Origin of the sequence: Bittarella massiliensis (ex Durand et al. 2017) (genome assembly GCF_017566145.1) — a bacterium.
Taxonomy (GTDB): Bacteria; Bacillota; Clostridia; order Oscillospirales; family Ruminococcaceae; genus Bittarella; species Bittarella massiliensis_A.
Map to the genome: position 1 here is coordinate 24,258 of NZ_JABFCL010000011.1, position 25,982 is coordinate 50,239.

Annotated in this window: 26 protein-coding genes; 11 read left to right on the forward strand and 15 right to left on the reverse strand. The window is 57.0% G+C overall.

Annotation, left to right across the window (positions count from 1 at the left end):
- Positions 1–3: 3 nt before the first annotated feature.
- On the reverse strand, positions 4–954 hold the full coding sequence (locus tag HJY11_RS10530; RefSeq protein WP_208075923.1) for a nucleoside hydrolase: 951 nt from the start codon (positions 952–954) through the stop codon (positions 4–6).
- 265 nt (positions 955–1,219) lie between these two features.
- Positions 1,220–2,149 (reverse strand): DUF1848 domain-containing protein, encoded by a 930-nt coding sequence (locus HJY11_RS10535; protein WP_208075924.1) that lies wholly within the window; start codon positions 2,147–2,149, stop codon positions 1,220–1,222.
- 490 nt (positions 2,150–2,639) lie between these two features.
- On the opposite strand from HJY11_RS10535, the gene HJY11_RS10540 reads away from it, so the two are divergent.
- From HJY11_RS10540 to HJY11_RS10560, 5 genes are all read left to right on the forward strand, one after another.
- Positions 2,640–3,560 (forward strand): carbohydrate kinase family protein, encoded by a 921-nt coding sequence (locus tag HJY11_RS10540; protein WP_208075925.1) that lies wholly within the window; start codon positions 2,640–2,642, stop codon positions 3,558–3,560.
- A gap of 266 nt (positions 3,561–3,826) precedes the next feature.
- Positions 3,827–4,381, forward strand: a complete 555-nt coding sequence (locus HJY11_RS10545) for a hypothetical protein (RefSeq protein WP_208075926.1) — start codon at positions 3,827–3,829, stop codon at positions 4,379–4,381.
- A 256-nt stretch (positions 4,382–4,637) separates the two neighbouring features.
- A complete protein-coding gene (locus HJY11_RS10550; RefSeq protein WP_243764432.1) occupies positions 4,638–6,038 on the forward strand; it encodes an MATE family efflux transporter in 1,401 nt (466 codons plus the stop codon).
- A gap of 83 nt (positions 6,039–6,121) precedes the next feature.
- Positions 6,122–6,994, forward strand: a complete 873-nt coding sequence (locus HJY11_RS10555) for a patatin-like phospholipase family protein (RefSeq protein WP_208075928.1) — start codon at positions 6,122–6,124, stop codon at positions 6,992–6,994.
- Complete coding sequence (locus HJY11_RS10560) at positions 6,991–7,956, forward strand: D-2-hydroxyacid dehydrogenase (protein ID WP_208075929.1); 966 nt, start codon at positions 6,991–6,993, stop codon at positions 7,954–7,956. Before HJY11_RS10555 ends, HJY11_RS10560 begins: the two co-directional genes overlap by 4 nt.
- A 74-nt stretch (positions 7,957–8,030) precedes the next feature.
- Here the strand turns inward: HJY11_RS10560 and HJY11_RS10565 are convergent, their stop codons facing one another.
- The 3 genes from HJY11_RS10565 to HJY11_RS10575 all read right to left on the reverse strand — a co-directional run bounded on the left by HJY11_RS10565 (position 8,031) and on the right by HJY11_RS10575 (position 10,288).
- Positions 8,031–8,468, reverse strand: coding sequence for a Fur family transcriptional regulator (locus tag HJY11_RS10565; protein ID WP_208075930.1), 438 nt, complete (start codon positions 8,466–8,468; stop codon positions 8,031–8,033).
- A 42-nt stretch (positions 8,469–8,510) separates the two neighbouring features.
- Positions 8,511–9,398 carry a putative manganese transporter gene (locus tag HJY11_RS10570; protein ID WP_243764433.1) on the reverse strand — a complete coding sequence of 296 codons (888 nt, stop codon included), beginning with the start codon at positions 9,396–9,398 and terminating at the stop codon, positions 8,511–8,513.
- A 143-nt stretch (positions 9,399–9,541) separates the two neighbouring features.
- Positions 9,542–10,288: an aspartate/glutamate racemase family protein gene (locus HJY11_RS10575; protein WP_208075931.1), complete on the reverse strand. Its 747-nt coding sequence runs from the start codon at positions 10,286–10,288 to the stop codon at positions 9,542–9,544.
- Between the two features lie 234 nt (positions 10,289–10,522).
- Between HJY11_RS10575 and HJY11_RS10580 the strand changes: the two genes are divergently transcribed.
- Positions 10,523–11,515 (forward strand): hypothetical protein, encoded by a 993-nt coding sequence (locus tag HJY11_RS10580; RefSeq protein WP_208075932.1) that lies wholly within the window; start codon positions 10,523–10,525, stop codon positions 11,513–11,515.
- An 84-nt stretch (positions 11,516–11,599) separates the two neighbouring features.
- On the opposite strand, the gene gyrA is transcribed toward HJY11_RS10580, so the two are convergent.
- The 10 genes from gyrA to dnaA all read right to left on the reverse strand — a co-directional run bounded on the left by gyrA (position 11,600) and on the right by dnaA (position 22,624).
- Positions 11,600–14,137: a DNA gyrase subunit A gene (gene gyrA, locus HJY11_RS10585; protein WP_208075933.1), complete on the reverse strand. Its 2,538-nt coding sequence runs from the start codon at positions 14,135–14,137 to the stop codon at positions 11,600–11,602.
- A 60-nt stretch (positions 14,138–14,197) separates the two neighbouring features.
- Complete coding sequence (locus tag HJY11_RS10590) at positions 14,198–14,878, reverse strand: YcxB family protein (protein WP_208075934.1); 681 nt, start codon at positions 14,876–14,878, stop codon at positions 14,198–14,200.
- Entirely contained in the window at positions 14,875–15,531 is a 657-nt protein-coding gene (locus HJY11_RS10595) for a YcxB family protein (RefSeq protein ID WP_208075935.1), read from the reverse strand. Before HJY11_RS10595 ends, HJY11_RS10590 begins: the two co-directional genes overlap by 4 nt.
- Positions 15,532–15,547: 16 nt before the next feature.
- Positions 15,548–16,201, reverse strand: a complete 654-nt coding sequence (locus tag HJY11_RS10600) for a hypothetical protein (protein WP_208075936.1) — start codon at positions 16,199–16,201, stop codon at positions 15,548–15,550.
- Between the two features lie 28 nt (positions 16,202–16,229).
- Positions 16,230–18,158, reverse strand: a complete 1,929-nt coding sequence (gyrB, locus tag HJY11_RS10605; RefSeq protein WP_368041577.1) for a DNA topoisomerase (ATP-hydrolyzing) subunit B — start codon at positions 18,156–18,158, stop codon at positions 16,230–16,232.
- Positions 18,159–18,193: 35 nt separating this feature from the next.
- On the reverse strand, positions 18,194–18,493 hold the full coding sequence (gene remB / locus HJY11_RS10610; RefSeq protein WP_208075937.1) for an extracellular matrix regulator RemB: 300 nt from the start codon (positions 18,491–18,493) through the stop codon (positions 18,194–18,196).
- A 27-nt stretch (positions 18,494–18,520) separates the two neighbouring features.
- Positions 18,521–19,621: a DNA replication/repair protein RecF gene (recF, locus tag HJY11_RS10615; protein ID WP_208075938.1), complete on the reverse strand. Its 1,101-nt coding sequence runs from the start codon at positions 19,619–19,621 to the stop codon at positions 18,521–18,523.
- Entirely contained in the window at positions 19,618–19,833 is a 216-nt protein-coding gene (locus HJY11_RS10620) for an RNA-binding S4 domain-containing protein (RefSeq protein ID WP_208075939.1), read from the reverse strand. The genes recF and HJY11_RS10620 overlap by 4 nt, the downstream gene beginning before the upstream one ends.
- The gene (dnaN, locus tag HJY11_RS10625) at positions 19,823–20,929 is read right to left on the reverse strand and encodes a DNA polymerase III subunit beta (RefSeq protein ID WP_208075940.1); all 1,107 of its coding nucleotides are present in this window, start codon (positions 20,927–20,929) and stop codon (positions 19,823–19,825) included. The genes HJY11_RS10620 and dnaN overlap by 11 nt, the downstream gene beginning before the upstream one ends.
- Before the next feature lie 360 nt (positions 20,930–21,289).
- A complete protein-coding gene (gene dnaA / locus HJY11_RS10630; protein WP_208075941.1) occupies positions 21,290–22,624 on the reverse strand; it encodes a chromosomal replication initiator protein DnaA in 1,335 nt (444 codons plus the stop codon).
- Between the two features lie 404 nt (positions 22,625–23,028).
- On the opposite strand from dnaA, the gene rpmH reads away from it, so the two are divergent.
- The 5 genes from rpmH to jag are packed head-to-tail and all read left to right on the forward strand — an operon-like array spanning position 23,029 to position 25,922.
- Positions 23,029–23,163 carry a 50S ribosomal protein L34 gene (gene rpmH, locus HJY11_RS10635; RefSeq protein WP_021660069.1) on the forward strand — a complete coding sequence of 45 codons (135 nt, stop codon included), beginning with the start codon at positions 23,029–23,031 and terminating at the stop codon, positions 23,161–23,163.
- Positions 23,164–23,222: 59 nt separating this feature from the next.
- The gene (gene rnpA / locus HJY11_RS10640) at positions 23,223–23,594 is read left to right on the forward strand and encodes a ribonuclease P protein component (RefSeq protein WP_208075942.1); all 372 of its coding nucleotides are present in this window, start codon (positions 23,223–23,225) and stop codon (positions 23,592–23,594) included.
- Positions 23,591–23,818: a membrane protein insertion efficiency factor YidD gene (gene yidD, locus HJY11_RS10645; protein ID WP_208075943.1), complete on the forward strand. Its 228-nt coding sequence runs from the start codon at positions 23,591–23,593 to the stop codon at positions 23,816–23,818. Before rnpA ends, yidD begins: the two co-directional genes overlap by 4 nt.
- A gap of 34 nt (positions 23,819–23,852) precedes the next feature.
- Entirely contained in the window at positions 23,853–24,914 is a 1,062-nt protein-coding gene (locus tag HJY11_RS10650; RefSeq protein ID WP_208075944.1) for a YidC/Oxa1 family membrane protein insertase, read from the forward strand.
- 30 nt (positions 24,915–24,944) lie between these two features.
- Positions 24,945–25,922, forward strand: a complete 978-nt coding sequence (gene jag / locus HJY11_RS10655; RefSeq protein WP_208075945.1) for an RNA-binding cell elongation regulator Jag/EloR — start codon at positions 24,945–24,947, stop codon at positions 25,920–25,922.
- Positions 25,923–25,982 lie beyond the last annotated feature (60 nt).

Below are 25,982 nucleotides of genomic sequence, written 5' to 3' on the forward strand. Positions count from 1 at the left end.
CGTTTATTTGTAGAATTTGACCATTTCCACGCACAGCTGCATGTACTTTTCCATATCCACATCCTGGATGTCGTTGCAGTTGTGGGGGGCCTCTTCGCTGATGACGTAGTTGGGCAGGGTAGCGCCGTAGCCGCCCATCTTGCTCTGGCACTCCATATCGATGTGGCAGGGCTTGTAGGTGACCATGTCGGGATCAATGAGCATCAGGAAGGGGATGGCGTCGTGGATGATGCTGGAAAGTTTGCCGTTGCGGTCGGGCTTGACATCCTTGTAGCCCTCCACCAGCCCGGCAAGAACGTCGCTGACCCGGCTCTCCATCTGGGAGAGCTCGGCCAAAAAATCCAGGGGCAGGCCGGTTTTAAGGGTGACGTTGAGGCCGGCCATGTTCACCAAGAGGCCGGATTTAAAGACGATGTCGGCGGCGTGTACATCCACCAAAATGTTAAACTCGGCAGTGGGGTTGGCGTTGCCGGTGGTGGTGGAACCGCCCATGATGTAAAAGCCTTTGATCATCTTGGGCAACTCGGGGTATTTGAGAAGGGCGATGGCGATATTGGTCAGGGGACCGGTGGCGACGATGACCAGTTCGCCTTCGCACTCGACCGCCTTTTCATAGATAAAGTCCCAGGCGGGCTTGGGGTAGACAGGGTTTTTGGCCGGAGGCAGGGTGACCGGGCCCAAACCGTTAACGCCGTGGGTGCCGGAGGCGGGGCGGTAGATGTCGTAGGAGAGGAGGGGCTTCTCGGCCCCGTAGGCCACTGGGCAGTTGATGCCCAGATACTCGGACAGATCGCGGGCGTTGCGCCGGGTGTGTTTGGCCTCGACGTTGCCGGCCACCGGGGTAATGCCCAGAATGTCAAACTTCTGGGTGGAGTGGGCCAGCATAATGGCAATGGCGTCGTCAATGCCGGGGTCACAGTCGATGACAATGGGGATTTTCTTGGTGTTTTCCATGACTTCGGATACCTCCATCTTCTATTTTGATACGGCGTTTTGCACATAAATCCGCATATTACAAAATCATTGTACCTTACCCCAGAGAGGTTGGCAAATAGAAGTTTCCTTTGCTTTTCTGTGAGATGTGAACAATTTCCAGGAGCAAAACTTTTCCCTGTTACCGCGAAAAAGCAAAAAGGGGATGAGGAAAACCGGACTCGCCGGGCCGGTCAAACCCGTTTGAGAAACTGAAAAGAGCGGGCAAAATGCCCGCTCGAAAAAATCAGAAAAACCGCAGCTGATCGTCCACCAGGGAGGCCATCTCCCTCTTGGCGACCTGGTCGCCTGGGGCGAGGGAGGAGCAGAGCAGAGGGCTGTACTCGTCGTAGCGCTCGTACCGGCGCAGGGCCGACTGGCCGCCCCCACCGGCGTAACAGTAGCGGCAGCCATTCAGGCAGCTGTCGTAAACGCCCACATCCACGCTCTCACAGCAGCCGCAGCCGGGGCGCTGCCCCCGGTCGGGCAGATGGCGCAGAGGGGTGCCGGAGATGGCGGCCAGCCGGCCTGCATCCACACAGCTGCCGTGGGAAATGCCCCATTGGGAGAGATCGACGCTCTCACAGCAGGTGGAGAGGGCGAAGCCGCAGGTCGCAGCCGTTTCCGAAAAGGAATGGGCCAGCTGTTCGATTTCGGCCCGGTTGGGGGCCCGCAAACCCAGGTCACGGCCTGCGCGGCCGGTCTTTTGATACGAGTCGAGAAAGCTGATGACACAGCTGTCAGCAGCCCCGGCCAACCGGCGGGCCATGGCGTCAAAGGAGCGCAGGTGGTATTCCACCGTGTAGGTGGGGCTGATGAGGATGGGGTCATAGCGCCAGACCACCTGTTTGGGGGAGGTGGCTTGGGAGAGCTGCCAAAACAGGTCGATGAGCTGCCTTTTTTCGGGGAGGCCGGGCTCCAGGTCCCTGCCGTAGGGGGTGATGGTGAACTGAAAGTAGAAGGGATAGGGGACCTGTCCCAGCAGGGGGAGGAGGGGGGCGGGGTTTTTGCTCCAAAACACCACCCCGTCCACCACCTGGGGGGAGAGGGAGATCTCACTGACCTGGTGGGGGTGAAAGGGATTTCTCACCCAGACCGAACCGGCCTTGATGCGGTTGATGAACCAGCGGCTGTAATAGCAGGGGATGTCGGTGCGGCGGCTGGCGCTGATGATCACGGCTCTACACCTCCTGACGGGCAGCTGAGGGGAAGTGGCCCCTCCCCCTGCAGCGGAAAATTTTTGTTTTTCTTCTTTCATTGTACTGCAAAAAGGGGGACAGACGCCAGCACTTTTGCTAGAAAAAAAGGAAAATATCACGATTTTTTAGAGACAGGGAGCATTCCTTTCTTTTTGGACAAGTCAACTGCTTGGGACATCTGCTGTCAAAAAGCAGCCGCCCTCTCCAAAGGGGAGACCACCCTCTCGGCCGTCGGATTATCTCCGGCGACAAATGCACAAACTGCGCTCTGTGCACCTGCCCTCTTTGAACGGAACCTCTTTTTTCTCCCCTTTGCCCCCTTCAAAACCTCCCTTCTTTGTGCAAAACAGAGAGAGTAGTCCCTCTTTTTCCGGCAACCCTACAATGTGGGCCGCGGCTCTTGAAAAGGCCGAGGCCCTACTGGTATAGTGGAGGTGTACGAAAACCTGTTGCAAAGGAGGAGCAGCTGTGAAATACATTGTGGCGGGAATGACCATCACCAACGACGTGGTCTTTGCCGACGGCACCAAGAGCGATTGCCATTTGGGGGGCGCTATTTTTTCACTGGAAGGGGTGCGCACCTACACCGACGACGTGCTCTACGTCTCCAACGTGGGGGAGGATTTTGAGGAGTACTACGGCGAGTGGATGGCCCGCAACAACATGAAACTGGACGGGATGAGCAAGGTGCTCGAACACACCCACTACAACATCGTCAAATACCATCCGGACGGCACCTACTATGAGTACTCCATCTACGGGCCGGAGTTTGAGGCCCGCAACCGCGAGGCCACCTGGATCAACGCCGATCAGGTGCTGGCCGTCTGTCAGGGGGCCAAGGCCATGTACATCGACAGCCACGAGAAGGAGCCCTTCTGGCAGCGGGTGGACGAGGTGCGGGCCACCGGCTGCCAAATCCTGTGGGAGCCCCCCACCAAATGCCTGGTGGACCCTGCGGTGCGGGAAAAAACCTGGAAGATCATCGACAAGGTGGATATGTACACCATGAACCGGCCCGAGTCCTTCGCCTTTTTCGGGGTGGACAGCGAGGAGGCGGTTCTCGAAAAGCTGCTGGAATACGGCAAGCCCTGCTTCTACCGGGTGGGTTCCAAGGGCTCTTACATGGTGTCGGGAGGGGAGTACGCCTTTGCCCCCAGCATTGACATCGGCGCCTTCGTGGACCAGACCGGATGCGGAAACTGCTCCACTGCAGCGGCCATGTACGCCTATTTTGAGGGGTATGACAATCTGATGGTGGCGGTGATGGCCAACATTGCCGCAGGGTACAATCTGCTGCAGTACGGCCCCTACCCCCACTTTACCCCCGAGGTGACCGCCGACGCCCTGACCCTGGCGGAAAAGACCTGTGCCGAGCTGCGGGCCAAATAAAATTTCTCTGCACCTGTAAGGGGGCGGCGGCCGATTGGGCTGGCCGTCCCCTTTTTTGCCCGCAAAGGAAGGGGGCTAGGAGACCTTTCTCTCGACTGAAAACCGTGGTATAATACACTGTAAAATGGATTTTTATACCGGGACGGCTGGGGGCAGATGGGCAAGTGCCGTTTGCTTCTTGCCCCACAGCCAAATACCGCTGTGTCTTCTGCGCCTGTAAAAGCACAGCCGCAACCGGCCGGCGGCCGGGGAAAGGAGGGGAGAAGATGGGCGAACAAAGTCCCAAGCGCAAGCTGTTTAACATCGTGCTGCTCTGCTGCGCAGCGGTGCTGTTGGTGGGGGTGGTCAACTACTTTCTCAACGGCCGGGGCCGCAGCAAAAAAATCGACGCCGCCGAACTGATGGAGCGCTACCAGAGCGCCTGTCAGGAAGCGGGGATAGAGGCTGATTGGGAGGCCATGACCTTTTCTGAAAACACCTGGAACGCCAAATTTGCCGCCGGTGAGGGACAGTTGGTGATGCGGGTGGAGCAAAACGACAAGGGCTACCTGAAAGCTGCCCAGTTTCAGTGGGACACCGGCTCTGTGAGCGATGAAGAGATGCGCTCTTGGGTGGATCTCATGTTTCTCTGCGCCGATGCGGAGTTGGCTGCCAGCGATCTGGACTCGGTCTGGTACAACCTGACCGACGAGTCCTCTATCAAAAAAAACGATCAGGGGGCCGACACCTCGTCCTACTCGCTGCACAAGATGGCCTATTCCTGGTACCGGGATGAAAACTTCACCGCTGTGCTGGTGGGAGACCCAGGAGCTTATCGGTAGGTTTTTGGTTTTGATATAAGTATAAAACAAATTGTATATTACTATTCGTATTATAAAGAGGGCAGGTTTTCACCGTTTGCCCTCTTTTTCTTCGCCCATCTTTCCTATTATCCTTAAAAGGCGCATCACAGCGCGCCAATTTTTCCTGTGACTCGACAAAAGTGGGGCGTTTTGAATGGCGAAAACTGTTTTGTTGTGCTACTATATTCATTGGTAGAAAATGACCGGGGGAGATCCCCCGAAAGGAGAGACCAACTTGGAAGCAAGCGCAGAAAAACAGAGTCAATTTGCCACCGGTAACATCTTTAAACTGGTGTTAAAACTGTCCATTCCCGCCATCACGGCCCAGCTCATCAACGCCCTGTACAACATCGTCGATCGGATGTACATCGGCCGGATGGAGGGGGTGGGGGCCGCCGCCCTCACCGGAGTCGGGGTGTCGATGCCCATCATCATGATCATTTCGGCCTTTGCCGCCCTCATCGGGATGGGGGGCGCCCCCCTCACCAGCATCCGTCTGGGGGCGGGGAAGAAGGAGGAGGCCGAGTCGATTCTCGGCAACTGCATGGCCCTGCTGGTGGCGGTGGGGTTGGTGCTGACGGCGGTCTTCCTTCTCTTCAAGCGGCCGATGCTGTTGGCCTTTGGCGCCAGCGAGAACACCCTGCCCTATGCCGACAGCTACCTGACCATCTATCTGCTGGGCACCCTCTTCGTACAGACCAGCCTGGGGATGAACGCCTTTATCAACTCCCAGGGGTTTGCCGCCACCGGGATGGTGACCGTCCTCATTGGCGCAGTGCTCAACATCATCCTCGACCCCATATTCATCTTTGGATTGGGGATGGGGGTGCAGGGAGCGGCTCTGGCCACCATCCTCTCCCAGGCAGTGTCGGCAGTCTGGGTCATTGCCTTCCTCTCCTCCAAAAAGACCATCCTCAAGATCAGGCGGCCCAACTTAAAACTCTGGACCCCCCACTCGGGGCAGGTATTGGCCCTGGGAATGGCCCCTTTCATCATGCAGTCCACCGAGAGCCTGGTGCAGATCGCCTTCAACTCCAACTTACAGCTTTACGGCAACGACCTCTATGTGGGGGCCATGACCATCCTCTCCTCGGTGATGCAGGTGCTGCTCATGCCCCTGATGGGCTTTACCCAAGGGGCTCAGCCCATCATCGGCTACAACTACGGAGCGGGCAACGCCCACCGGGTGAAAAAGGCGGTGGGCTACTCAGTGGGGTTGTGCATGGTCTACGCCGTGGCCATGTGGCTGGCCATTCGCCTAGCCCCCACCGTCTTCACCGGCATCTTCACCAGCGACCCCGCCCTGACCGAGACGGCGGTGGGGGCGATGAACATCTTTTTCTTCTCGATGTTCATCATGGGCGCCCAGTGTGCCTTTCAAAATGCCTTTATCGCCCTGGGAAAGGCAAAGGTGTCCATCTTTTTGGCGCTGCTGCGCAAGGTGATCCTGCTCATCCCCCTCATCTACATCCTGCCCCACTTCTTCGGCACCGACGGCATCTTTACCGCTGAGCCGGTGGCCGACTTTTTGGCGGCCGTGACCACCATCACCGTCTTCCTGACCCAGTTTGGAAAGATTCGCCGGGAGATGGATGAGACCCGTCTGCATCTCGCCCAGAAAGAAACCACAGACTGACCGCAACCTCAAAAAATAAAAAGCGCGCCGGGCAGCCCTCTCCAAAAGGGGGACGGCGGAAACAGAACAGGGAGGGAACATCATTGAAAACAGCACTGGTATTGGAGGGCGGCGGCATTCGCGGAACGTACACCGCGGGGGTGCTGGACGTCTTTTTGGAGGAGGGGATTGCCTTCCCCTATGTCATCGGCTCCTCGGCAGGGGCCTGTAACGCCTGCTCCTACCTCGCGGGGCAGAAGGGGCGTCAGTACACCATCAACACCAAGTACCTGGACAAGCGGTACGCCGGCTTCTGGCAGTTGATGAAAAACGGCAGTTTCATGAATATGGACTACCTCTTTCACACCCTGCCCACCGAACTGGTCCCCTTTGACTTTGACGCCTTTGACCAAAACCACACCACCTTTTACGCCACTGCCACCAACTGCTACACCGGCATGACCGAGTATTTTGAGAAGGAGGGGATGGATCGCTTCCTCACTCCGGTGCGGGCCTCCTCTTCCCTGCCGCTGATGACGCCGATGGTGGTCTGGAAAAAGGCCGCCTACCTAGACGGCGGGCTCACCGATCCCATCCCCTTTCAGCGGGCGCTGGAGGACGGAAACGACCGGGTGGTGGCGGTGCTGACCCGCCCCCAGGGCTATGTGAAGAAAAAGCCGGACAGTTTTCGCGCCATCAAGAGCGTGTACAAGGAGTTTCCCCAATTTGTCGCCGCAGTGAAGGAACGGCCCCAGGTCTACAACGGCCAAACGGCTGCTCTGGCCCAGTTGGAAGGGCAGGGGAAGGCCTTTGTACTGCGCCCCAGCGAGGGCATTCAGATAGGGCGGGTGCGGGCCAAGCCCGAGCAGATTGAGTCCCTCTACCGGCTGGGGCAGAAGGATGCCCGGGACAATCTGCCAGCCCTCAAGCAGTTTTTGCTGCAGGGGGACAAGGAGAGCGAGGAGACGACTCGATGAAAGCAGTGGTTTTGGACGGATACACCCTCAATCCGGGGGACTTGAGTTGGGAGGGGATCTCCTCCCAGGTGGAGGAATTTATCCTCTACGACGGCACCCCCCAGGAGCTGGCTGCCCAGCGGATCGGAAACTGCGAAATTGTCTTTACCAACAAGGTGGGGATCACCCGCGAGGTGATGGAAGCCTGCCCCTCTATGAGGATGGTGGGCTTGCTGGCCACCGGCTACAACATTGTGGATATTGCAGAGGCGGCGCGGCGGGGTATTTTTGTCTGCAACGTACCCAGCTACTCCACCCCCTCGGTGGCGCAGATGACCTTTGCCCTGCTGCTGGAAATTGCCAATGGGGTGGGCCTACATGACGAGTCGGTCAAGGCGGGGGAGTGGACCGGCTGCAAGACCTTTTCCTACTGGAAAAAGCCCCAGGTTGAACTCTGCGACAAGACCTTCGGCGTGGTGGGCTTTGGCAGTACCGGCCGGGCGGCCGCAGCCATTGCCCGCGCCTTTGGGATGGAGGTGCGCGTCTACACCCGCACCCAGCGGCCCGAACAGTTGGGGGAGGGGATGGCCTTTTGCACCCTGGACGAACTGTTGCAGACCAGCGACGTGCTCAGCCTCCACTGCCCGCTGACGGATGAGACGCAGGGCCTGATCGACGCCGACGCCCTGCGCCGGATGAAGAGGGGGGCCATCCTCCTCAACACCGCCCGGGGGGCCCTCTGCGATGAGAGGGCGGTGGCCGACGCCCTGCGCACCGGACAGCTGGCCGGGGCGGGCTTTGATGTGGCCTCGGTAGAACCAATTGCCGCCGACAACCCCCTGTTGACCGCACCCAACTGCTTTATCACCCCTCACATCGCCTGGGCGACCAAGGCAGCCCGCAGCCGGCTGATGGAGGTACTGGGACAAAATTTGCGGGCTTTTTTAGCCGGTAAGCCGCAAAATGTGGTCAATGGACTGTAAGACTAGACAGTTTCTTGGAGTCACCAGACAGAAAGAGAACCCTGCCGAAACCGGATTTCGGCAGGGTTCTCTTTTCATTTTTTGATCTTCTCCCGGCACTCGGCGCAGACGCCGGTAAATTCCAAGCTGTGGCCCTGCACCAAAAAACCGGTGGTCTCGTAAATCTCCCGCTCCAGTCCCTCCAGGGGACACTGGATGAGGGAAAACCTTCGCCCACAGACAAGGTAGTACAGAATATGGCCGTGATGTTCTCGCCGCAGGGCATAGAGGGTGCTGCCGTCGGCTCCTAACCGCCGGTAGACCAGGCCCCGCCCCTCCAGTGCGGCGAGGGTGCGGTAGACGGTAGAGCGGTTGCAACCGGTTGGATCGCCGCTCTGCTCGGCCACCGCCTCGGCTGTCAGGGGTCCCCCCGCCTGCAGGAGGGCGGCCATCACCAGTTGGCGCTGGCGGGTGATCCGCATCCCGCCCTGCCGCAGAATGGCGGCGGCTTCTTCTCTCGTCTGGTTTTCCACAATTCCACACCCCTATGGTTGAAAAACAACCGTTTTTCCCCGCTAAAACCCCAGCAGTTGCAGGACAATCCCCACACCGATGCCGATAGCCAGCAGGGTTGCAAAGATGAGGACATTCTGCCTCTTGTTGTGATTTTGTTTAAAGAGGACCACTAGTCCCAGCCCCGCGCCGGTGGTGAGCCCAGCCACCACCGAACCAAAGGTGAGACTTCCAGAGAGATAGAGCTCGGTCAGCAAAACCGATGAGGCGCAGTTGGGAATGGCCCCTATGAACGCCGCCAGCACCGGCTGCCAGAGACTGTTTTGCAAGAGTAACCGAGAGAGGTTGTCGGTGCCGATGAGGGCAATGGCCAGGTTGAGGGCCAGCATAATGCCCACGACAAAGGCAAAAATTTGCAGGGTGTGCACCGCTGCGGCCCGCAGGAGAGGGTGGCGGCCCCGATAGGCGTCACAACTGCCGCAGCCGTGGTGATGGTGGTGTTCCCCCTCGCGGGTGGCCTGGACAGCCGATTTTTCTCCCTGCCGGTTTCGGCGGAAGAACAGGTCGGCGATCAGGCCCACCGCCACGGCCAACAGCGCTTTGGTGAGGAGCAGCTGTCCCATCAGTCCCAGGCTGCCGGGGTTTGCCAACAACACGGGAATGGCCTCGTCAGAGGTGGAGATAAAGACCGCCAGCAGGGTACCGGTGGTGATGAGCCCCCGGGCGTAGAGGTTGGCGGCGGCAGCCGAAAACCCGCACTGGGGAACCAGCCCCAACAGCGCGCCCCCCACCGCCCCAAAGGGACCGCCGAGGGCCCGGTGCAGGTTTTTGGCCCGGTGTTCCATGTACTCGATGAGGAGATAAGCTCCAAAAAGGAAGGGCAACATCTTGACACCGTCAATAGCGGTATCGAGGAGTATATCAAACAGGGTTTCCATCAATTCAGACAAAAGAGGTCCTCCCGGCCATCCGACAATCTCTGCCGCGGCCTACTTCAAAAGAATAGTAGTTGCAACACAGTCGCAACTACTTTATGAGTATACCCCTTTTTTTGTAAAAAATCCAGTGAAAAATAACTTTTTGAAAAATTCGTTCAGACCAGGCGCAGAGCTTCTCCCTCTTTGCCGCCGACAAGGGCCTTGTAAGCAGACTTGAGGCGGGCGCCACAGGCAAGAACAGAAGCGCGGGCCAACACATCCAACACATCCAGGTATCTGCTGTCCAGATGGAGCTCGTCTCGGACCACGGAGAGTTCGGTGCAGCCCAGGAGGATCTGTTGACAGCCCTTTTGCCAAAGGCCATCACTGACCTGTGCAAAGGCGATGGCATCGACTGGACGGCCCGCTTTGACGTGGCGATAGATGATGTCCATCACCCTGCGCTGGTTGGCCCAGTCGGGCATTACCGACGTGATTCCCCGGTGGGCGAATGCCTTTTGCAGGAGGCCGGTGCGGATGGTTCCCTCGGTGGCCAGGATTCCCACCTTGCTCACCCCTTCCCTCTGCAAGCAGAGGGCTGCTTCCTCCAGAGCGTTGAGAATGGGCACCCCTGCCACCTGTTGAAGGGCGTCAAAAAAGTAGTGGGCGGTGACACAGGGGATGGCAATACACCCTGCGCCCAGTCCTTCTAGGGTCTTGACCGCATCGGCAAGGGCTGGCAGGGGATTGGGCTGGCTGCAGTCAAGAATATAAGCGGTGCGGTCGGGGGTGGAAGGGCGGCTGAGAAGAGCAATCTCCAGGTGCTCCTGATCGCTCTCGGCATCGGTCATCTCCACACAGCGTCGCATAAAGCAGGCTGTGGCCAGGGGACCAAGGCCACCCACAACCCCCAAAATTTTCATTTTTTTGCTTCCTTTCTCGTCTTTCAATCGGACTTCTTGGCTCTGCTCATAAAAACAAAACACCCTGATACAGGGTGTTTTGGACGCCCTTTGGGAGAACAGGGGCAGTCAGGATTCACTGATTATTCATATTCCGTTATTAGTCTACCAGGTAAATTAGTTTATTATATATATAAATTGTAAATGTTAAATAAAAAATTTATTGTAAAAATAGACAAAAGGAGGAATATGCCATTGAATAGAAAAGTGGTGTTGCTGGCGGACCGGGTACAGTCTTACGGAGAGGTGACTCAGTTCAGCGACAACTTGGAGTGTGTGAGCGAGGCGTATTTTAAATCTCTTTACAGTGGTTTGCAGGAGGTGGCGCCCGCAGTGGTTCACTACAGCCACCCAGCCCAACTGATGGAGCACATCCGCGAACACCGGGACGACATTGTCTTTACAGTTTGGTCGGGGCGGCGCTCTCGCAATCGGCGTGGGTATGTGGGCTCCATCTGCGAGGCCTATGGCATCCCTTATGTGGGGGCCGATCCCTACGTACAACTGCTGACAGAGGACAAAAGTCTAACCAAACAGTTCTGTCAGAAATACGGCATCGACAGCGCCCGTGAAGTATTGGTGGAGGGTCCTGATCAGCTGCCCCTGATCGATGCTCTGCGCTGCCCACTGGTGGTCAAACCCAACGCTGAAGGGGGGTCTAACGGCATCACCAAGCGGAGTTTGACAGACAGCCACAAAGGAGCCAAACAGCTGGCCACAGAGCTGCTTACCTATTTTCAACAACCTATTTTGGTGGAAGAATACCTTGAAGGACAAGAGGTTTGCGCCAGCATTGCCGGCACCCCAGAGCGAATCGACGTGTTGGAGGCCGACTTGCTGATTTTGAACGGAAAGGACTACCAAGCCCACGAAATTTACAGCTGTGAACCCAAGAAGGGGGAGCAGGGAAAGGTGGAGATGGTGCGGGGGACCCATCTGCTCACCAGGCAGATGAAGGAACAGTTTGCCCATCTCTTCAAGGCCTTGGGCAAGGTGGATGTCATGCGAGTGGATGGCCGCATCGGTCCTGACGGGTTTAAACTCATCGAGCTTTCGCCCGACTGCTATATGGGGGCAGACGGCAGCACCGCCCTCTGCTTTGAATGGGCGGGGTACAGCTATCCTCAGATGTTGGACCTGCTTCTGCAAAATGCCCTAGCGGAGTTTGTAAAGAGACAATCTCTTTAGTACCCCAAGATCGTCCGCAACAGGTTTGGCCAAACCGTTATAAAAAGGGAGCAGCCCATGGGCTGCTCCCTCTTTTCAAAACTGCTATTCTGCCGGCTCCTCGGCTGGGGATTCAGAGGCGGACACGCTGTCAGACGGTTCTTCTTGACCGCCTTCCCACCCGTTGCTCTCTTCCTCTTCCTTTGCGGTGCGGGCCATGGTGACCACCCGTTCCCCTTCGGGGACCCGCATCACCCGCACGCCCTGGGCGTAGCGGGACTGGATGCTGATGTCTGCCACCGAAATGCGGATGATGACCCCGTTGGAGGCGATGAGAATCAAGTCGTCCTCTTCATCTACCACCTTGATGTTGCAGACCTGGCCGTTCTGCTCGACCTGCTTGTAGTTGGTGATACCCTTGCCGCCACGGGCCTGCAGCCGATATTCGGACAGGTCGGTGCGGCGGCCCAGACCCTTTTCGGTCACAGTGACCAAGGTGGCCCCTTCGCGAACACGGGCCATGCCGATGACCTGATCCCCCTCTTCCAGGGCGATGGCCTTTACGCCCCGGGCGCTGCGGCCCAAGGGGCGGACGTCGTTCTCGTCAAAGCGGATGGCTTTGCCCATCCGGGTGGCGACGATCAGCTGGTTTTGGCCGCCGGTGAGACGGCACCAAGCCAGTTCATCCCCCTCGTCGAGGGTGATACAGATGAGTCCGCCCTTGCGGTTGGTATAGAAAGCCGAGAGGGCGGTGCGCTTGATGACTCCTTGTCGGGTGACCATGATCAGGTACTGGTCATCGGTGAATTCGGTGACCTTTATCATTGAGGTGACCTTTTCGTTCTCCTCCAGCGGCAGCAGGTTGACGATGTTGATGCCGCGAGAACCGCGGGAACCCTCGGGCACCTGGTAGCACTTCTGCCGGTAAAGGCGTCCCCGATTGGTCATGAAGAGGACATAGTCGTGGCTGGAGCAGACAAACAGCTCCTCGGCGAAATCCTCTTCTCGCCGGGTCATCCCCGACAGACCGCGGCCGCCCCGGCGCTGGGTCTTATAGGTGGCCACTGGCTGGCGCTTGATGTAGCCGTAATGGGTGAGGGTGAGGACGCATTCCTCCTGGGGAATGAGGTCCTCGATGTCCACCTCGCCGCTGACGGCGGCAATCTCGGTGCGGCGGTCGTCGCCGTACTTCTCTTTGATCTCGTTTGCCTCGTCTTTGATGATGGAGAGAAGTTTGCTCTCGTCGGCGAGGATGGCCTCCAATTCGCCGATCTGCGTCATTAGGGCGGCCAATTCCTCTTCAATTTTGCTGCGCTCCAAACCGGTGAGTTGGCCCAGACGCATGGCGACAATGGCTGAGGCCTGCACGTCGTCAAAGCCAAAGCGCTCCATCAGCCGTTCTTTGCCCTCGGGGATGGTCTTGCTCTCCCGCAGGATGGCAATGACCTCGTCAATGAAGTCCAGGGCAATCTTAAGGCCCTCTAAAATATGTGCCCGCTCTCTGGCCTTTTTCAGGTCAAACTGGGTGCGGCGAGTAATGACCGACTTTTGAAAGTCGATGTACTGCTGGAGCATCTCCTTGAGGCTCAAAACCTTGGGTTCGCCGCCGGACATGGCCAGCATAATGACCCCCACCGTCTCCTGCAGCTGGGTATAGGAGTAGAGCTGGTTGAGGATGACCTGGGGAATGGCGTCTTTTTTCAGTTCCACCACAATGTGGATGCCCTGCATATTGGATTGATCTTTGAGGGAGGAGATGCCGTCTACCCGTTTTTCCTTGACCAGATCGGCGATGCTGGAGACCAGTCGCGACTTGTTGACCATGTAGGGAATTTCGCTGATGATGATCTGATTGCGGCCATTTTTTCCCTCGACAATCTCCGCCCGGCCCCGCAGGGTGATCTTGCCGCGGCCGGTGGCGTAAGCGGCGCGGATGCCCGAGTAGCCCATAATGATTCCCCCGGTGGGGAAATCGGGGCCCTTGATGTGATCCATCAACTCGGCGACAGAGGCGTCGGGGTTGTCGATGAGGAAGTTCATCCCCTCGATGACTTCCCTCATGTTGTGGGGGGGAATATTGGTGGCCATTCCCACGGCAATGCCGGTGGAGCCGTTGACCAGCAGGTTGGGGAAGCGGGAGGGCAAGACCGACGGCTCTTGCAGCCGGTCATCGTAGTTGGGGACAAAGTCCACCGTCTCCTTCTCAATGTCCTGCAGCATGTACTCGGAAATCCGGCTCATCTTCGACTCGGTGTACCGGTAGGCGGCGGGGGGATCGCCGTCGATGGAACCGAAGTTGCCCTGTCCCTGCACCAGGGGATAGCGCAGGGAGAAGTCCTGCGCCAGGCGGACCATGGCGTCATAGACCGCCGCGTCGCCGTGGGGGTGGTAGCTGCCCAACACCGAACCGACGGTGTCGGCGCACTTGCGAAACGCCTTGGACGCAGTGAGGCCGCGCTCAAACATGGTGTATAAAATGCGGCGGTGAACCGGCTTGAGGCCGTCCCTCACATCGGGCAGGGCGCGGCCAACAATAACTGCCATCGAGTAGTCCAGATAGGACTTTTTCATCTCTTTTTCCAGGTCGACGACGATGACTTTGGTGTTGTCAGCCGCTGGCGTCACGGATTCTCCTGTACTCATAATGGTTTCTTGCCTCCTCATTGGGGTTTTCGGGTGTGGGCGGGGGAACGCAGGGGCTTGCTACTTGATCTTCCGCCTCGTAAAGTCGCCGAAGATGGTCTTCATCTCCACCTCGGTGTTCATGTATCCGTTTTTGAAAAAATACTCCTTCAGATCAATGGAGAGAATCTTCGAGAGCTCGGCAAACTGCTCGGTCTCCATCTTGGATTTGGGGATGGGAACACAGGTTTGATCGCCGGTGATGAGAGCGAAGAAGTCGGCGTCTTCATAGGCCTCATAGAGGTCTTTGTACTCCTTGTTGACCTCGATCCTGCCATCGTCACTGCGAAAGAGAAAACTCTCCCGCCCCAGAACGACAATCCCACCGTGCATGGCCTTATGCCGGTCTTTGACGATGCTCTCCATCCGGCGGCGGGTGTAGATGTTGTAAAAGATCGCCATCGCGATGCAGATGACCATCAGCAGGGCAGACATTCCCACCATCTGCCAATTGACCTTGGAAAAGTTCAGGTTGGAGTAGTCGATATAGGGAGAAAGGGTGCCATTTTCCAGGGTGTGCACCGACACTGCCGCCTGGCCCAGGGCATAAACCATGCTGCAAAAGAAGATGAGGGCCATGACCGAAAAGAAGATGGTGCGGATGACATTGCCCCGCTTTTCCTTTTTTCCGTAGACCAAGTCAAACACTTTGCGGGTGTCGTCTAAGGTGAGTTCGTACTGCAGTTGCAGGGGAAATTTCATTGCTCGCCGTTCCTTTCAAGGGGGGTATCACCGGATTCATCGGCCCCTTCTTCCTTCTGGGCGGCCAGCTCGTCGGCCTCTCGGTCCAGCTCCTCCGCCTCTTCCAGTTCGGCCTCGTCCATCTTTTGGCGCACCAGCTCTTCAATCTGATCGATCTTCTCCTCGCCGATGGCCTTCAGGGGCAGCACATAGCCCCCCTCTTTGCTCATCCGCAAAATCAGGCAGTCCCCTAGGCGATAGACCTTTTGTAGGTCCTTGTAGGCGACACTGCCGGTGCCCACACAAGAGGTTTCAAAAATTTTGTCCTCCAAAAATTCCAGGGTGACGTCGTTGTGGAAATACTCGTTTTGGTCAAACGTCTTTTTTACCGCTTTGGAGAGCTGCCGCTCAAAGAAGGCGGGATAGAAGAGAACCGAGAACAGCCCCATGCACAGCAGGGCCACTGCCAGCACCAGATTGAGGGAAGAGTTGGACTCGCTGGAGAAGTTGAGCACCAAAAAGACCACGGCCATCACGATTTCCACTATGCCGAAGATGGTGACCTTTTTTTTGCTCTTGTCGATCATCTCTTTGGAGATGTGCATGTTGAAGTTGTAAAAGTCATTAAAGTCCATCTGGAAGGTAACTTTGAGAATAGGGGATTCCTTACTCATGGAAAACACTCCTTTTTTAGCGGGCCGAACGGTCCTCAGTGGCCAGGTGAAGGTCCTTCATCTCCTCCTCGGAGAGGAGTTTGGGAATGTGATACTCCTCGATCTTTTCTCCCAAAAAAGCGCGCAGCTTTTCGACTTTGTCGGGGAAGATATAGCGCTTGGAGATGATGACGCGCTGAAATTGACGCAGATTGGGCTTGTTGGTGTTCTCCCTGATGCGGATGATGATCAAATTTGACGTCTCTTGAATATAGGCGATGTCCTCGTACTCAAAAAAGCGCCGGTAGTTATCTGCGGCGAGGTTGACCTCGGTCTGCCCGAAGGAGAGGGAGATCTTGTCGTCGTAGATGTTGACGATATTGCTCTTTTTCAAGTTGAGGTAGAGATTTGTCATGTTGCGGTAGTCAGCGATGTATCCACTGTAATACTCGTAGAAAAAGCGCAACACAAAGACCGCCGCAAAAGCCAGGGTCAACCAAATATAAGCCTTGTCGATAAAAGGGGCAAAGACAAAGAAAAGGGTGAACAGCAAATCGGCGATCAAGCACTTCATCAGCACATTGGCGGCGTTTTTGCGGTCATCTAAGCAGGACCAGTACTGCTCAAAGAGGAGAAATTCATACCAGTCGTCTTGGTTGTTGATATAGGTAACTTGAGGGTATTCGTTCATAGGTGCTCTCCTGTTGCCATGCGGCCGGTCAGATGTCCAGATTCTTGACGTACCGGGCGTTTTTCTCAATAAACTCGCGGCGGGGAGCCACCTTGTCGCCCATGAGGATGGTGAATATCTCGTCGGCGCGGGCAGCATCGTCCATCTCCACCTTGAGTACAGTGCGGTTCTCCGGGTTCATGGTGGTCTCCCACAGCTGCTTGGGATTCATCTCGCCAAGGCCCTTGTAGCGGGAAATATCCCACTTGCCCTCCAGGGTGGCCATGTACTGGTCGCGCTCTTTGTCGGTATATGCGTAGTAGACCTTTTTGCCCTTGAAAATCTTGTAGAGGGGGGGCTGGGCCAGATAGACCCGGCCGTCCTCGATGAGGGGGCGCATGTAGCGGAAGAAGAAGGTCAGCAGCAGGGTGCGGATGTGGGAGCCGTCCACATCGGCATCGGCCATGATGATGATCTTGCCGTAGCGAACTTTTTTAATATCAAAATCCTCGCCGATGCCACAGCCCAGGGCCAGGACGATGGGCATCAGTTTGTCGTTGCCGTAGACCCGGTCCACCCGGGCCTTCTCCACGTTGAGCATCTTGCCCCAGAGGGGGAGGATGGCCTGGAAGCTGGAATCCCGCCCCATCTTGGCGGAGCCGCCGGCGGAATCGCCCTCCACGATGTAGAGTTCGGTGTGGACGTTGTCGGTGTCGGCGCAGTCGGCCAACTTGCCGGGGAGGGAGGCCGATTCCAGCGCGGTCTTGCGCCGGGTCAGCTCCCTGGCCTTGCGGGCGGCCTCCCTGGCGCGGGAGGCGGTGAGGGCCTTGTCAAAGACCGCTTTGACCACGGCGGGATTCTCTTCGAAGTAGACCATCAGCTTGTCGTAGACCATCGACTCCACCAGGGAGCGCACCTCGGTGTTGCCCAGGCGGGCCTTGGTCTGGCCCTCAAACTGGGCCTCGGTCAGCTTGACGCTGATGACCACCGTCAGCCCCTCCCGCACGTCCTCGCCGGAGAGGTTTTTGTCCCCGTCTTTGAGGATGCCGGCCTTCTTGCCGTACTCGTTGAACACCCGGGTGAGGGCCGACTTGAAGCCCATTTCGTGGGTGCCGCCGTCGGTGGTGTGGATGTCGTTGGCAAAGGAGAGGATGACCTCGTTGTAGCTGTCGTTGTACTGCATGGCGATCTCGGCGGTGGTGTCGCCCTTCTGCCCCGACAGGTAGATGATGTCGGGGTGGATGCAGTCGAGCCCCTTCTTTTTGTGCAGATACTCTACAAAGCTGCGGATGCCGCCTTCATAGTGGAGGGTCTCGGAGAGGAGGTTCTCCCCGTCGCGCTGGTCGGACACCCGCACCCGCACCCCAGCGTTGAGGAAGGCCTGCTCCCGCAGACGGGAGAGAAGGGTGTCGTAGTCGTACTCCACCTCTTCAAAAATTTCTTCGTCGGCCTTGAACTGGACAATGGTGCCGGTCCCCTCACAGGGACCCACCACCTTTAAATCCTCTTCGGGTACGCCCCGGTGAAATTTCTGATAGTGCAGTTTGCCGTCATGCTTGACCCAGACTTCCAACTCGGTGGAGAGGGCGTTGACCACAGAAGCGCCCACGCCGTGGAGACCGCCGGAGACCTTGTACCCGCCACCGCCGAATTTGCCGCCGGCATGGAGGATGGTAAAGACCACCGTCACCGCCGGCAAACCGGTCTTGTGCTGGATCCCCACCGGGATGCCGCGGCCGTTGTCCTCCACCCGGATGACGTTGCCCGGGAGGATGTCCACAGAGATGTCGGTACAAAAACCCGCCATGGTTTCGTCGATGGCATTGTCCACGATCTCATAGACCAGGTGGTGAAGACCCCGGGGGCCGGTGGAGCCGATGTACATGCCTGGGCGCTTGCGCACCGCTTCCAGTCCCTCCAAAACCTGAATCTGGTCTCCGCCGTACTCTTGTTCACTCAAGGGTTTATTTTCTTCCACAGATGATTCCTCCCATTGGATGGCGCTGCAAAGCTCTATTGGCCCTGCGGCTGGGTTTTGCGGTTGTAGCGGCCAGCCCGCTTGCGCAGGGTGGCCGATGAAATCTGCGAGATATAGATGCGGGTCTTCCCCCGCTCGCCGCAGATAATAAAGGACTTGGGCAATTCTACCTGCAAGGGGTCTTGTTGGGAACAGACGTTGACAACCCCGCCCGCCGCCTCACAACCTCTAAAAAAGGCTTTGGTGTCGCGAGACACCGAGGTGTTTTCGATGTCGAAGATGCCGATGATTGAGTCGGTGGAGACCACCGTATCCTGACCGAGGTGGATGTACATAGATCGCTCTCCCTTTCCTAGCGGCGCTTAGATGGGGGACAGGGCGCCCCGCTCCATCCGAAAGACTTTTCCAGACAGAAGGCCCTCAAAGTGGCCGGCGTCACAGCAGGTGACAAAAACCTGCGCCCCTTCCAGGTGGTTGAGGATATACCTCTGTCGGCCCTGGTCCAGTTCGCTCATCACATCGTCTAAAAGCATCACCGGCGTCTCCCCTGAAACCTCCTTGAGCAGATACCCTTCAGCCAGTTTGAGGGAAAGGGCTGCGCTTCTCTGTTGCCCTTGGGAGCCGTAGACCTTGGCGTCGAGGCCGTCGATCTGTAGAGAAAAGTCGTCCCGATGGACTCCCAAAGTCGAAAATCCGGCGCCGGTGTCGTCGGCGCGGACGGTGCGCAACATCTCTCGATAGGCCCCCTGCACCTGGGAAAGGGGGATATCGGGAGAGAGGGAGAGAAAGCTCTTGTAGCCGACTTCCAATTTTTCCCGACTGGAAGAAAGGCCTTCGTAGACAGCGCAAGCACTCTGCCCCAATTTGTTTAGATAGCGCGCTCTGGTGCGCCAGATCTGCGCCCCCCAAGCGGCGATGGATTCATCAAATACGTCCAGTAGGTCGTAGGCAGCCCCGTTTTTATAGAGTTCTTTGAGGACGGCGTTTTTCTGCGATAAGGCCTTTTTGTACTGGTAGAGCACATGGATATAGCGGGGCCGCACCTGACAGATAGCCCCGTCCAAAAAGCGACGGCGGACTGATGGACCCTCTTTGACGATGGAGAGGTGGGCGGGGGAGAAGACCACACAACAAAAATTACCGGCCAGTTCGGCTGGGGTGGTCTTGCTCACCCCGTTGAGGAAGATTTCCCGCCGTTCACCGTAGCGCAGTTTGGCGCTTTGTTCCCGCCCCTGTGCCGAAAAGGAGAGGGAGATGGTGGCGGCCCGCTCTCCTTTTTTGACAAAATCCCGCTCTTTGGAGGGACGAAAGCTCTTGGCGCCGGTGAAATTCCAGATCGCTTCGATCAAATTGGTCTTTCCTTGGGCGTTGTCACCGCAGATGACGTTGACCCCTTCGTCGGGGAAGATGGAGACGGCAGAGAGGTTGCGGTACCCCTCTGCCGAGAGGGAGAGGACCTTCACAGGGTGACCTCGTACTCCTGACCGCCGAAGGAGAGAATATCGCCGGGGTAGATCTTTTTTCCCCGCTGGGTGACAACCTCGCCGTTGACCTTGACCAGCCCTTCAGCCACCACCTCTTTGGCCTCTCCACCGGTGCCGATGAGCCCGGCGAATTTTAGCAACTGGTCAAGCTTGATGAAGGGGGGGCGGATGGAAATGGGATCAGCCTTCATTTTTCAACCTCACGGGCAGTACCAGAAAGAGGAAGGAATCCCCCTCTGGCGGGGTGACGGTCATGGGGGTGAGGGAGCTGGTAAAAGAGAGTTTTACCTCGTCGCAATGGGCGTATTTGAGGGCGTCGAGGAGGTATTTGTTGTTGAAGCCGATCTCTATATCATCTCCCTGCTTATTGGCGATAAACTCGTCCTGCACCTTGCCCAGGGGGGTTTTGCAGAGAACGCTGACCGTCGCGTCTTCAAAGGAGATTTTGAGGGGGTTTTTGAAGCGGTCGTTGATGATGATAGAGGCTCTCTCCACGCTGTCGATAAAGGTGCGGGTGGCAACGGTGACCACTGTGTTGGCAGATTTGGGAATAGAATTTTTGTAATCAAGGAAGTTGCCTTCCAGCAGACGGGAAAAGACCGAGTACCCCGAGACCTGAAAGAGGATGTGTTTGGGGGAGAGGTAGACGTCGGCCTGGTTTTCCTCCTCTTTGATCAGTTTGGCGATCTCGTTGGCGGTGCGGCCGGGGACAATGAAGTCACAGGGGGTGAGAATCTGGGCGGGCTCTCGCCGCAGGGCCAGCCGGTAGCCGTCGACGGCTACCAAAGTCAAAATGCCTTCCTCCGCCTCGAACTTGATGCCGGTGTGAACCGGTTTTTGGTCGTTTTGGGCCACGGCGTAGAGGGTCTGTTCGATCATGCTTTTGAGGGTGGCCTGGTCGATGGAGAGGGTTTTTTCCCCGTCGATTTGGGGGATGGCGGGAAATTCGGCTGCGTCGATGCCGATGATGGTGAATTCGGTCTGTTTGGTGGTAACGGTGGTGAGGAGGTTTGCATCCACACTTACACTGACCGAATCGTCGGAGAGTTTGCGGATGATGTCTGAAAAGAGGCGGGCGGGAAGGACGATGGTGCCAGTCTCCTCGATCTCAGCGGGTATCTGGGTGGTGATGCCAAACTCCAGATCGTAGCCCGAGAGGGTGATGCTGTCCTCCCCGGTTTGGATGAGGACCCCTTCCAGGGCGGGAATGTTGGATTTGCCGGGTACTGCCTTTTGGATATTCAACATTGCCTCGCTGAGGGATTGGCGGTCGCAGATGAATTTCATGGCAATTTCCTTTCTGTTTGGAAGATAGAAAAGATAAAGATAGTCGTAGTAGTAGGGGGTGTGAAAACGGTGGAAAAAGGGGGTGAAGCTTGTCTGTGAGCGGCTTGAGGGCATTTTTTTAGCAGTGGGGATCGGTGTGAAAAAGTTGTGGAGTTTGCAGGTGGTGTCATACTTCTTCACATCGCTGTGAAAAGAAGAGGTCTTTATGTGGGAAAAATGTGGGGTGTTTCGGGGAATTTGATTCGCGCTTCTCTCTTTTTTTCGCCTATAATTATATAGGAAGGGAAAAGGGCGGTGAAATGGCTGCGCGGGAGGGTTTTCCACGGTTGGGGGAGAGGGTGTGGAATTTGGGCTCTCCCGCTACTTTTTGATGTTTTTGATGATGTCGTTGATGGTCTCCTGCAGGCGCTGATTTTTCTGGAGTTTGTTCTTCATCTCGTTGAGGCTGTAAACAATGGTGGAGTGGTCCCGCCCGCCCAGTTCCTCGCCGATGTTTTTCATGGGCATTTGGGTCACCTCGCGGATGACGTAGATGGCCACCTGGCGGGCCTGGGAGACATCGGCCGACTTCTTTTTGCTCTTGATGTCCTGGGGGGAGACGTTAAAGGTGCGGGACACCTCGCTGATGATCCGCTCCACTGTCACCGGGATGGGTTGGTTGTCGTTGAGGATGTCCTTGATGGCCGCGTGGGCCACCGCCACCGTGGGGGAGATGCCCTCGAGCATCTTGTAGGCGTTGATTTTCTTCACCGCCCCCTCCAGCTGGCGGATGTTGTTTTTGATTCGGTTGGCGATGAACTCGGTCACGTCGGAGGGGAGGTCGAGGCCCAGCAGCTCCGCTTTGCGGCGGATGATGGCGATACGGGTCTCAAAGTCAGGGGGCTGGATGTCGGCCAGGAGTCCCGACTCAAACCGGGAGCGAAGCCTGTCCTCTAAAGTCTTGATCTCTTTTGGGGGACGGTCGGAGGAGAGAACGATCTGCTTGTGGGATTGAAAGAGGGTCTCAAAGGTGTGGAAGAACTCCTCCTGGGTGGAGATCTTGCCGCCGATGAACTGAATGTCGTCGATGAGGAGGACGTCGGCCACCCGGTATTTGTTGCGAAACTCCATGGTGGTGCCTGAGCCGATGGCCGAGATCATCTCGTTTGTGAACTCTTCGCCCTTGACGTAGACGATGTTGGCCTGGGGGTTGTTTTTTTTGACCTCGTTGCAGATGGCGAAGAGAAGGTGGGTCTTGCCCAATCCTGAGTCGCCGTAGATGAAGAGGGGGTTGTACACGTTGGAGGGGTTGGCCGCCACAGCCATGGCCGCTGCGTGGGCAAAGTTGTTGGAGGAGCCGACGATGAAGGAGGCAAAGGTGTAGTCGTAGTCGCCGCCGATGCCCACCTGGTTGAGGGCCTCTTCCGGTTGCTTGTTCTCCTCTTTGGTGGCGCCATCGCCCTTGACCATGGCATCGCAGGTGATCTGTACGGCGACAGGGAAGCCCAACACGCTCTCAAAGCCCTGCTTGATGATCTCCAGGTATTTTTCGTTGATCAAGTCCTGCTGAAACTTGCTGCGGACGTAGAGCAGGGCGGTGTCGTTTTCCAGTTTGACGGGTTCGATGCATTTGATCCACAGGTCGTACACCATGTCGGACAGTTGGGTTTTGCAGTGGTGGGCGACCAGTTCCCACACATCGCTGAAGGAATCCATAACGGCGAGTACCTCCCCTATCGAAAATAAAAATATTTTTGGATGCTATTTCATCACACTATTTTAGCACAAAATAGGGCCAGTTTTCAACTGAAAAAGGGCCATTTGGAAGCATTTATAAAAGGAAACGGCGCAAATTTTCGTTTTGCGGGGAAGTAGAGAGGTTTTGCAGGGGGGATGGGTGGAATGCAAAAGAGCCATTGCAGGGCAAATTTCCGGGAGAGGAAAAATGACCGCTGCCCAAAGGGGAGGGAGAAAGGAGGGAAACAACGAAAAGTAAAGGACCGCAAAAAGCCGAAAAAGGGCGTAGCCGTCCCCTTTTTTTAAAAAACCAGTTGACAGTTCGGGGAGAAATCCGTATACTAATTAAATGCAAGGTTTTGCCTCGAAAGGAGGGGTTTAGAGTGAAGAGAACCTACCAGCCCAAGAAGATCCACCGGAAAAAGGAGCACGGTTTCCGCAAGCGGATGAGCACCAGAAATGGCCGCCGTGTCTTGTCCCGCAGAAGAGCCAAGGGCAGAAAACATCTGAGCTACTAATGTGAAGGCCACAATCCGCATTGTGGCTTTTCTTTTTCTGCACGGAAAAAAGGGACGAAATGAAGCGACATCCGCACCGGCTGCCAGCTCCCCCTCCGGGGAAGGTGGCGCCAATCAAAGAAAATCGCGAATATCTCAAGGTCTACAAAAGGGGGCGCTCTCAAGTGCATCCCCTTATTGTGACATACGCGCTTAAAAACCGGCTGGGCTACACCCGGCTGGGGATCACCACCAGCAAAAAAATCGGCAAGGCGGTCCAGAGAAATCGGGCCCGCCGGCTGATTAAAACGGCCTATCGAAACCTCCTGCCGGAGATGGCGCCGGGTTATGACATTGTGGTGGTGGCGCGGACCAAGGCCACCTTCTCCAAGGAACAGATGGTGGAGCGCGCCCTTCGCAGCCAGCTGAAAAAGGCGGGCGTGTTGCCATGATACGGCGGTTTCTCATCGGCTGTATCCACTTCTATCAGCGCCATTTTCACCATCCCCCCAGCTGCCGGTTTTACCCCACCTGCTCGCAGTACGCCGAGGAGGCATTGGCGGTGCACGGCGCCCTCTGGGGGAGTGTGTTGAGCATTTGGCGGGTGCTGCGCTGCAACCCGTTTGGCAAGGGCGGATTTGACCCCGTCCCGCCCAAGCGCCAAAAATCGAGGTAGATATTCTCGCACAGTACGGAGGAAAGAAACAACTATGAATTTCATCAGCGAAATTTTCGGGTACCCCTTGGGGTTCTTGATGCAGGGGTGCTACTTCCTGGTTCAGAACTACGCCGTGGCGCTGTTCCTGTTTACTCTGGTCACCAAAATCCTGCTGTTCCCGCTGGCTGTCAAGCAGCAGAAGTCCACCGCCCAGATGGCGGTGTTCCAACCCAAGATCACCGAGATCAACAAAAAATTCGCCACCGACAAGCGGCGCCAGCAGGAAGAGATGATGAAGCTGTACGAGGAGTACGGCTATAATCCCACCGGCGGCTGCCTGCCGATGCTCATTCAGTTTCCCATTCTCTTTGGTCTCATTGACGTGGTGTACAAGCCCCTGACTCACATCGTTCGCATCCCCAGCGATGTGATCCAAAAGGGACTCACCTTTGCCGGTGAGACACTGAATCTGGAGTTGAGCAAGGTCAACCCCCAGGTCTCCCTCATCAACGCGGTGAAGGCTGACCCGGGCAGTTTTGAGATGTTTAACGCCGATCAGATCCAAAAGATCACCAACATCAACTTCAACTTCTTCGGGATTGACATGTCCGCCACCCCCCACTTTGCGCTGGAGCCCTTGGTCTTGGTTCCCATTCTGGCCGGGTTGACCATGATCCTATCCTCCTGGGCGTCCATGAAGTTTTCCGGCTCGGGACAGGCCATGCAGGGAAACCCCGCTGGCGGGATGAGCAAATTCATGCTCTACGGCATGTCCCTCTTCTCGGTGGTCTTTGCCTTTCAGGTGCCTGCCGGCGTCGGACTCTACTGGATTTTCTCCAATGTGTTGCTGATCCTGCAGTCCTACCTCCTCAACAAAATATACAACCCCAAAAAGCTGGCGGTTGAGTATGAGGCGAAGGTGGCGGCCATCAGAGAGGCCAAGAAAAAGAAGGTCAAGGTGGAGATCAAGGACCAAGAGGGCCACAAGAAGACGGTGGAAAAGGTTCTCACCGAAAAAGAACTCAACCGTCTGCGCCTGGCCAAGGCCCGCGAGTTGGACGAGGCCCGTTATGGAAAAGAGGGCCCCAAGCCGCAAGACAGCGAATCAAAATAGCCGCCGAAGGCAAGTAGGGGGTATATCGCTATGAGAGAGTGTATCAAAACCGCACCCGATGTGGACCGCGCCATTGCGCTGGCCTGCGAGGAATTGGGAGTGAGCCCGGAAGAGGCCAATGTAGAGGTGCTGGAACTGCCCTCTAAACGGCTGTTTGGGCTGTTGGGCACCACCCCCGCCAAAGTGCGGGTGCAGGTGGAGGAGCCGGAGTGGGAGAAAAAACAGGCCGCCGAGGCCGCCAAGCCCATCCCTGCCGCGCCCCCCGCAAAGAGAGAGCCGCAGCCGGTCAAACAGGCGGACAGGTCCGCCCCGGCCCCTGAAAAAGGGGTTGAGGAAAAGACTGCCGCCCCCGCAAAGGCGCGAGAGGTGAGCGAGGCCGAGGAGGCCAAGGCAGCTGTGGCCGAGAGCTACCTGCGCGACATCTTGCAGAAGATGGGGATAGAGGGGATCACTGTCGAGCGCCGCTTTGGCAAAGACGGGGTGATCTTCAACCTCAGTGGCAGCAAGGTCGGCGGGCTGATCGGCCGCCGCGGCGAGACTCTGGACGCCATTCAGTACCTGACCAGCCTTTGCTGTAACCGGGGCGGCGGCGACTACCTGAAAGTGTCGATCGACAGCGGCGATTACCGGGAGAAACGCAAGGATACTCTGGAAGCCCTGGCCAAAAAAATCGCTGGACAGGTGGTCAAGAGCGGCCGCTCTACCGCACTGGAGCCCATGAACCCCTACGAGCGGCGGATCATTCACTCCGCTGTGCAGACAGTGGAAGGGGCAACTTCCAAGTCGGTGGGAGAGGATCCCTACCGCAAGGTGGTCATCAGCTCGAAAAACCCGGTGAAGCGCAGCCGGCCCCCCTACGACCGCAGCCGCCGCAGCGGCGGGCGGAGAGACGGGGGAGAGAACCGCTCTAGAGAGCGGAGCCAGACCCCTCGCCCCCCGCAGAAACCGGCGGAGAAGCCGAAGGACGAGGCGGCGGAGCTGCCCCTGTACGGGAAAATCGAACTGTAAGAGTGAGCGGGAGAAGCCTAGGCTTCTCCCGCTTTTTTGGCAGAGAGAAGCGGTGAGGTT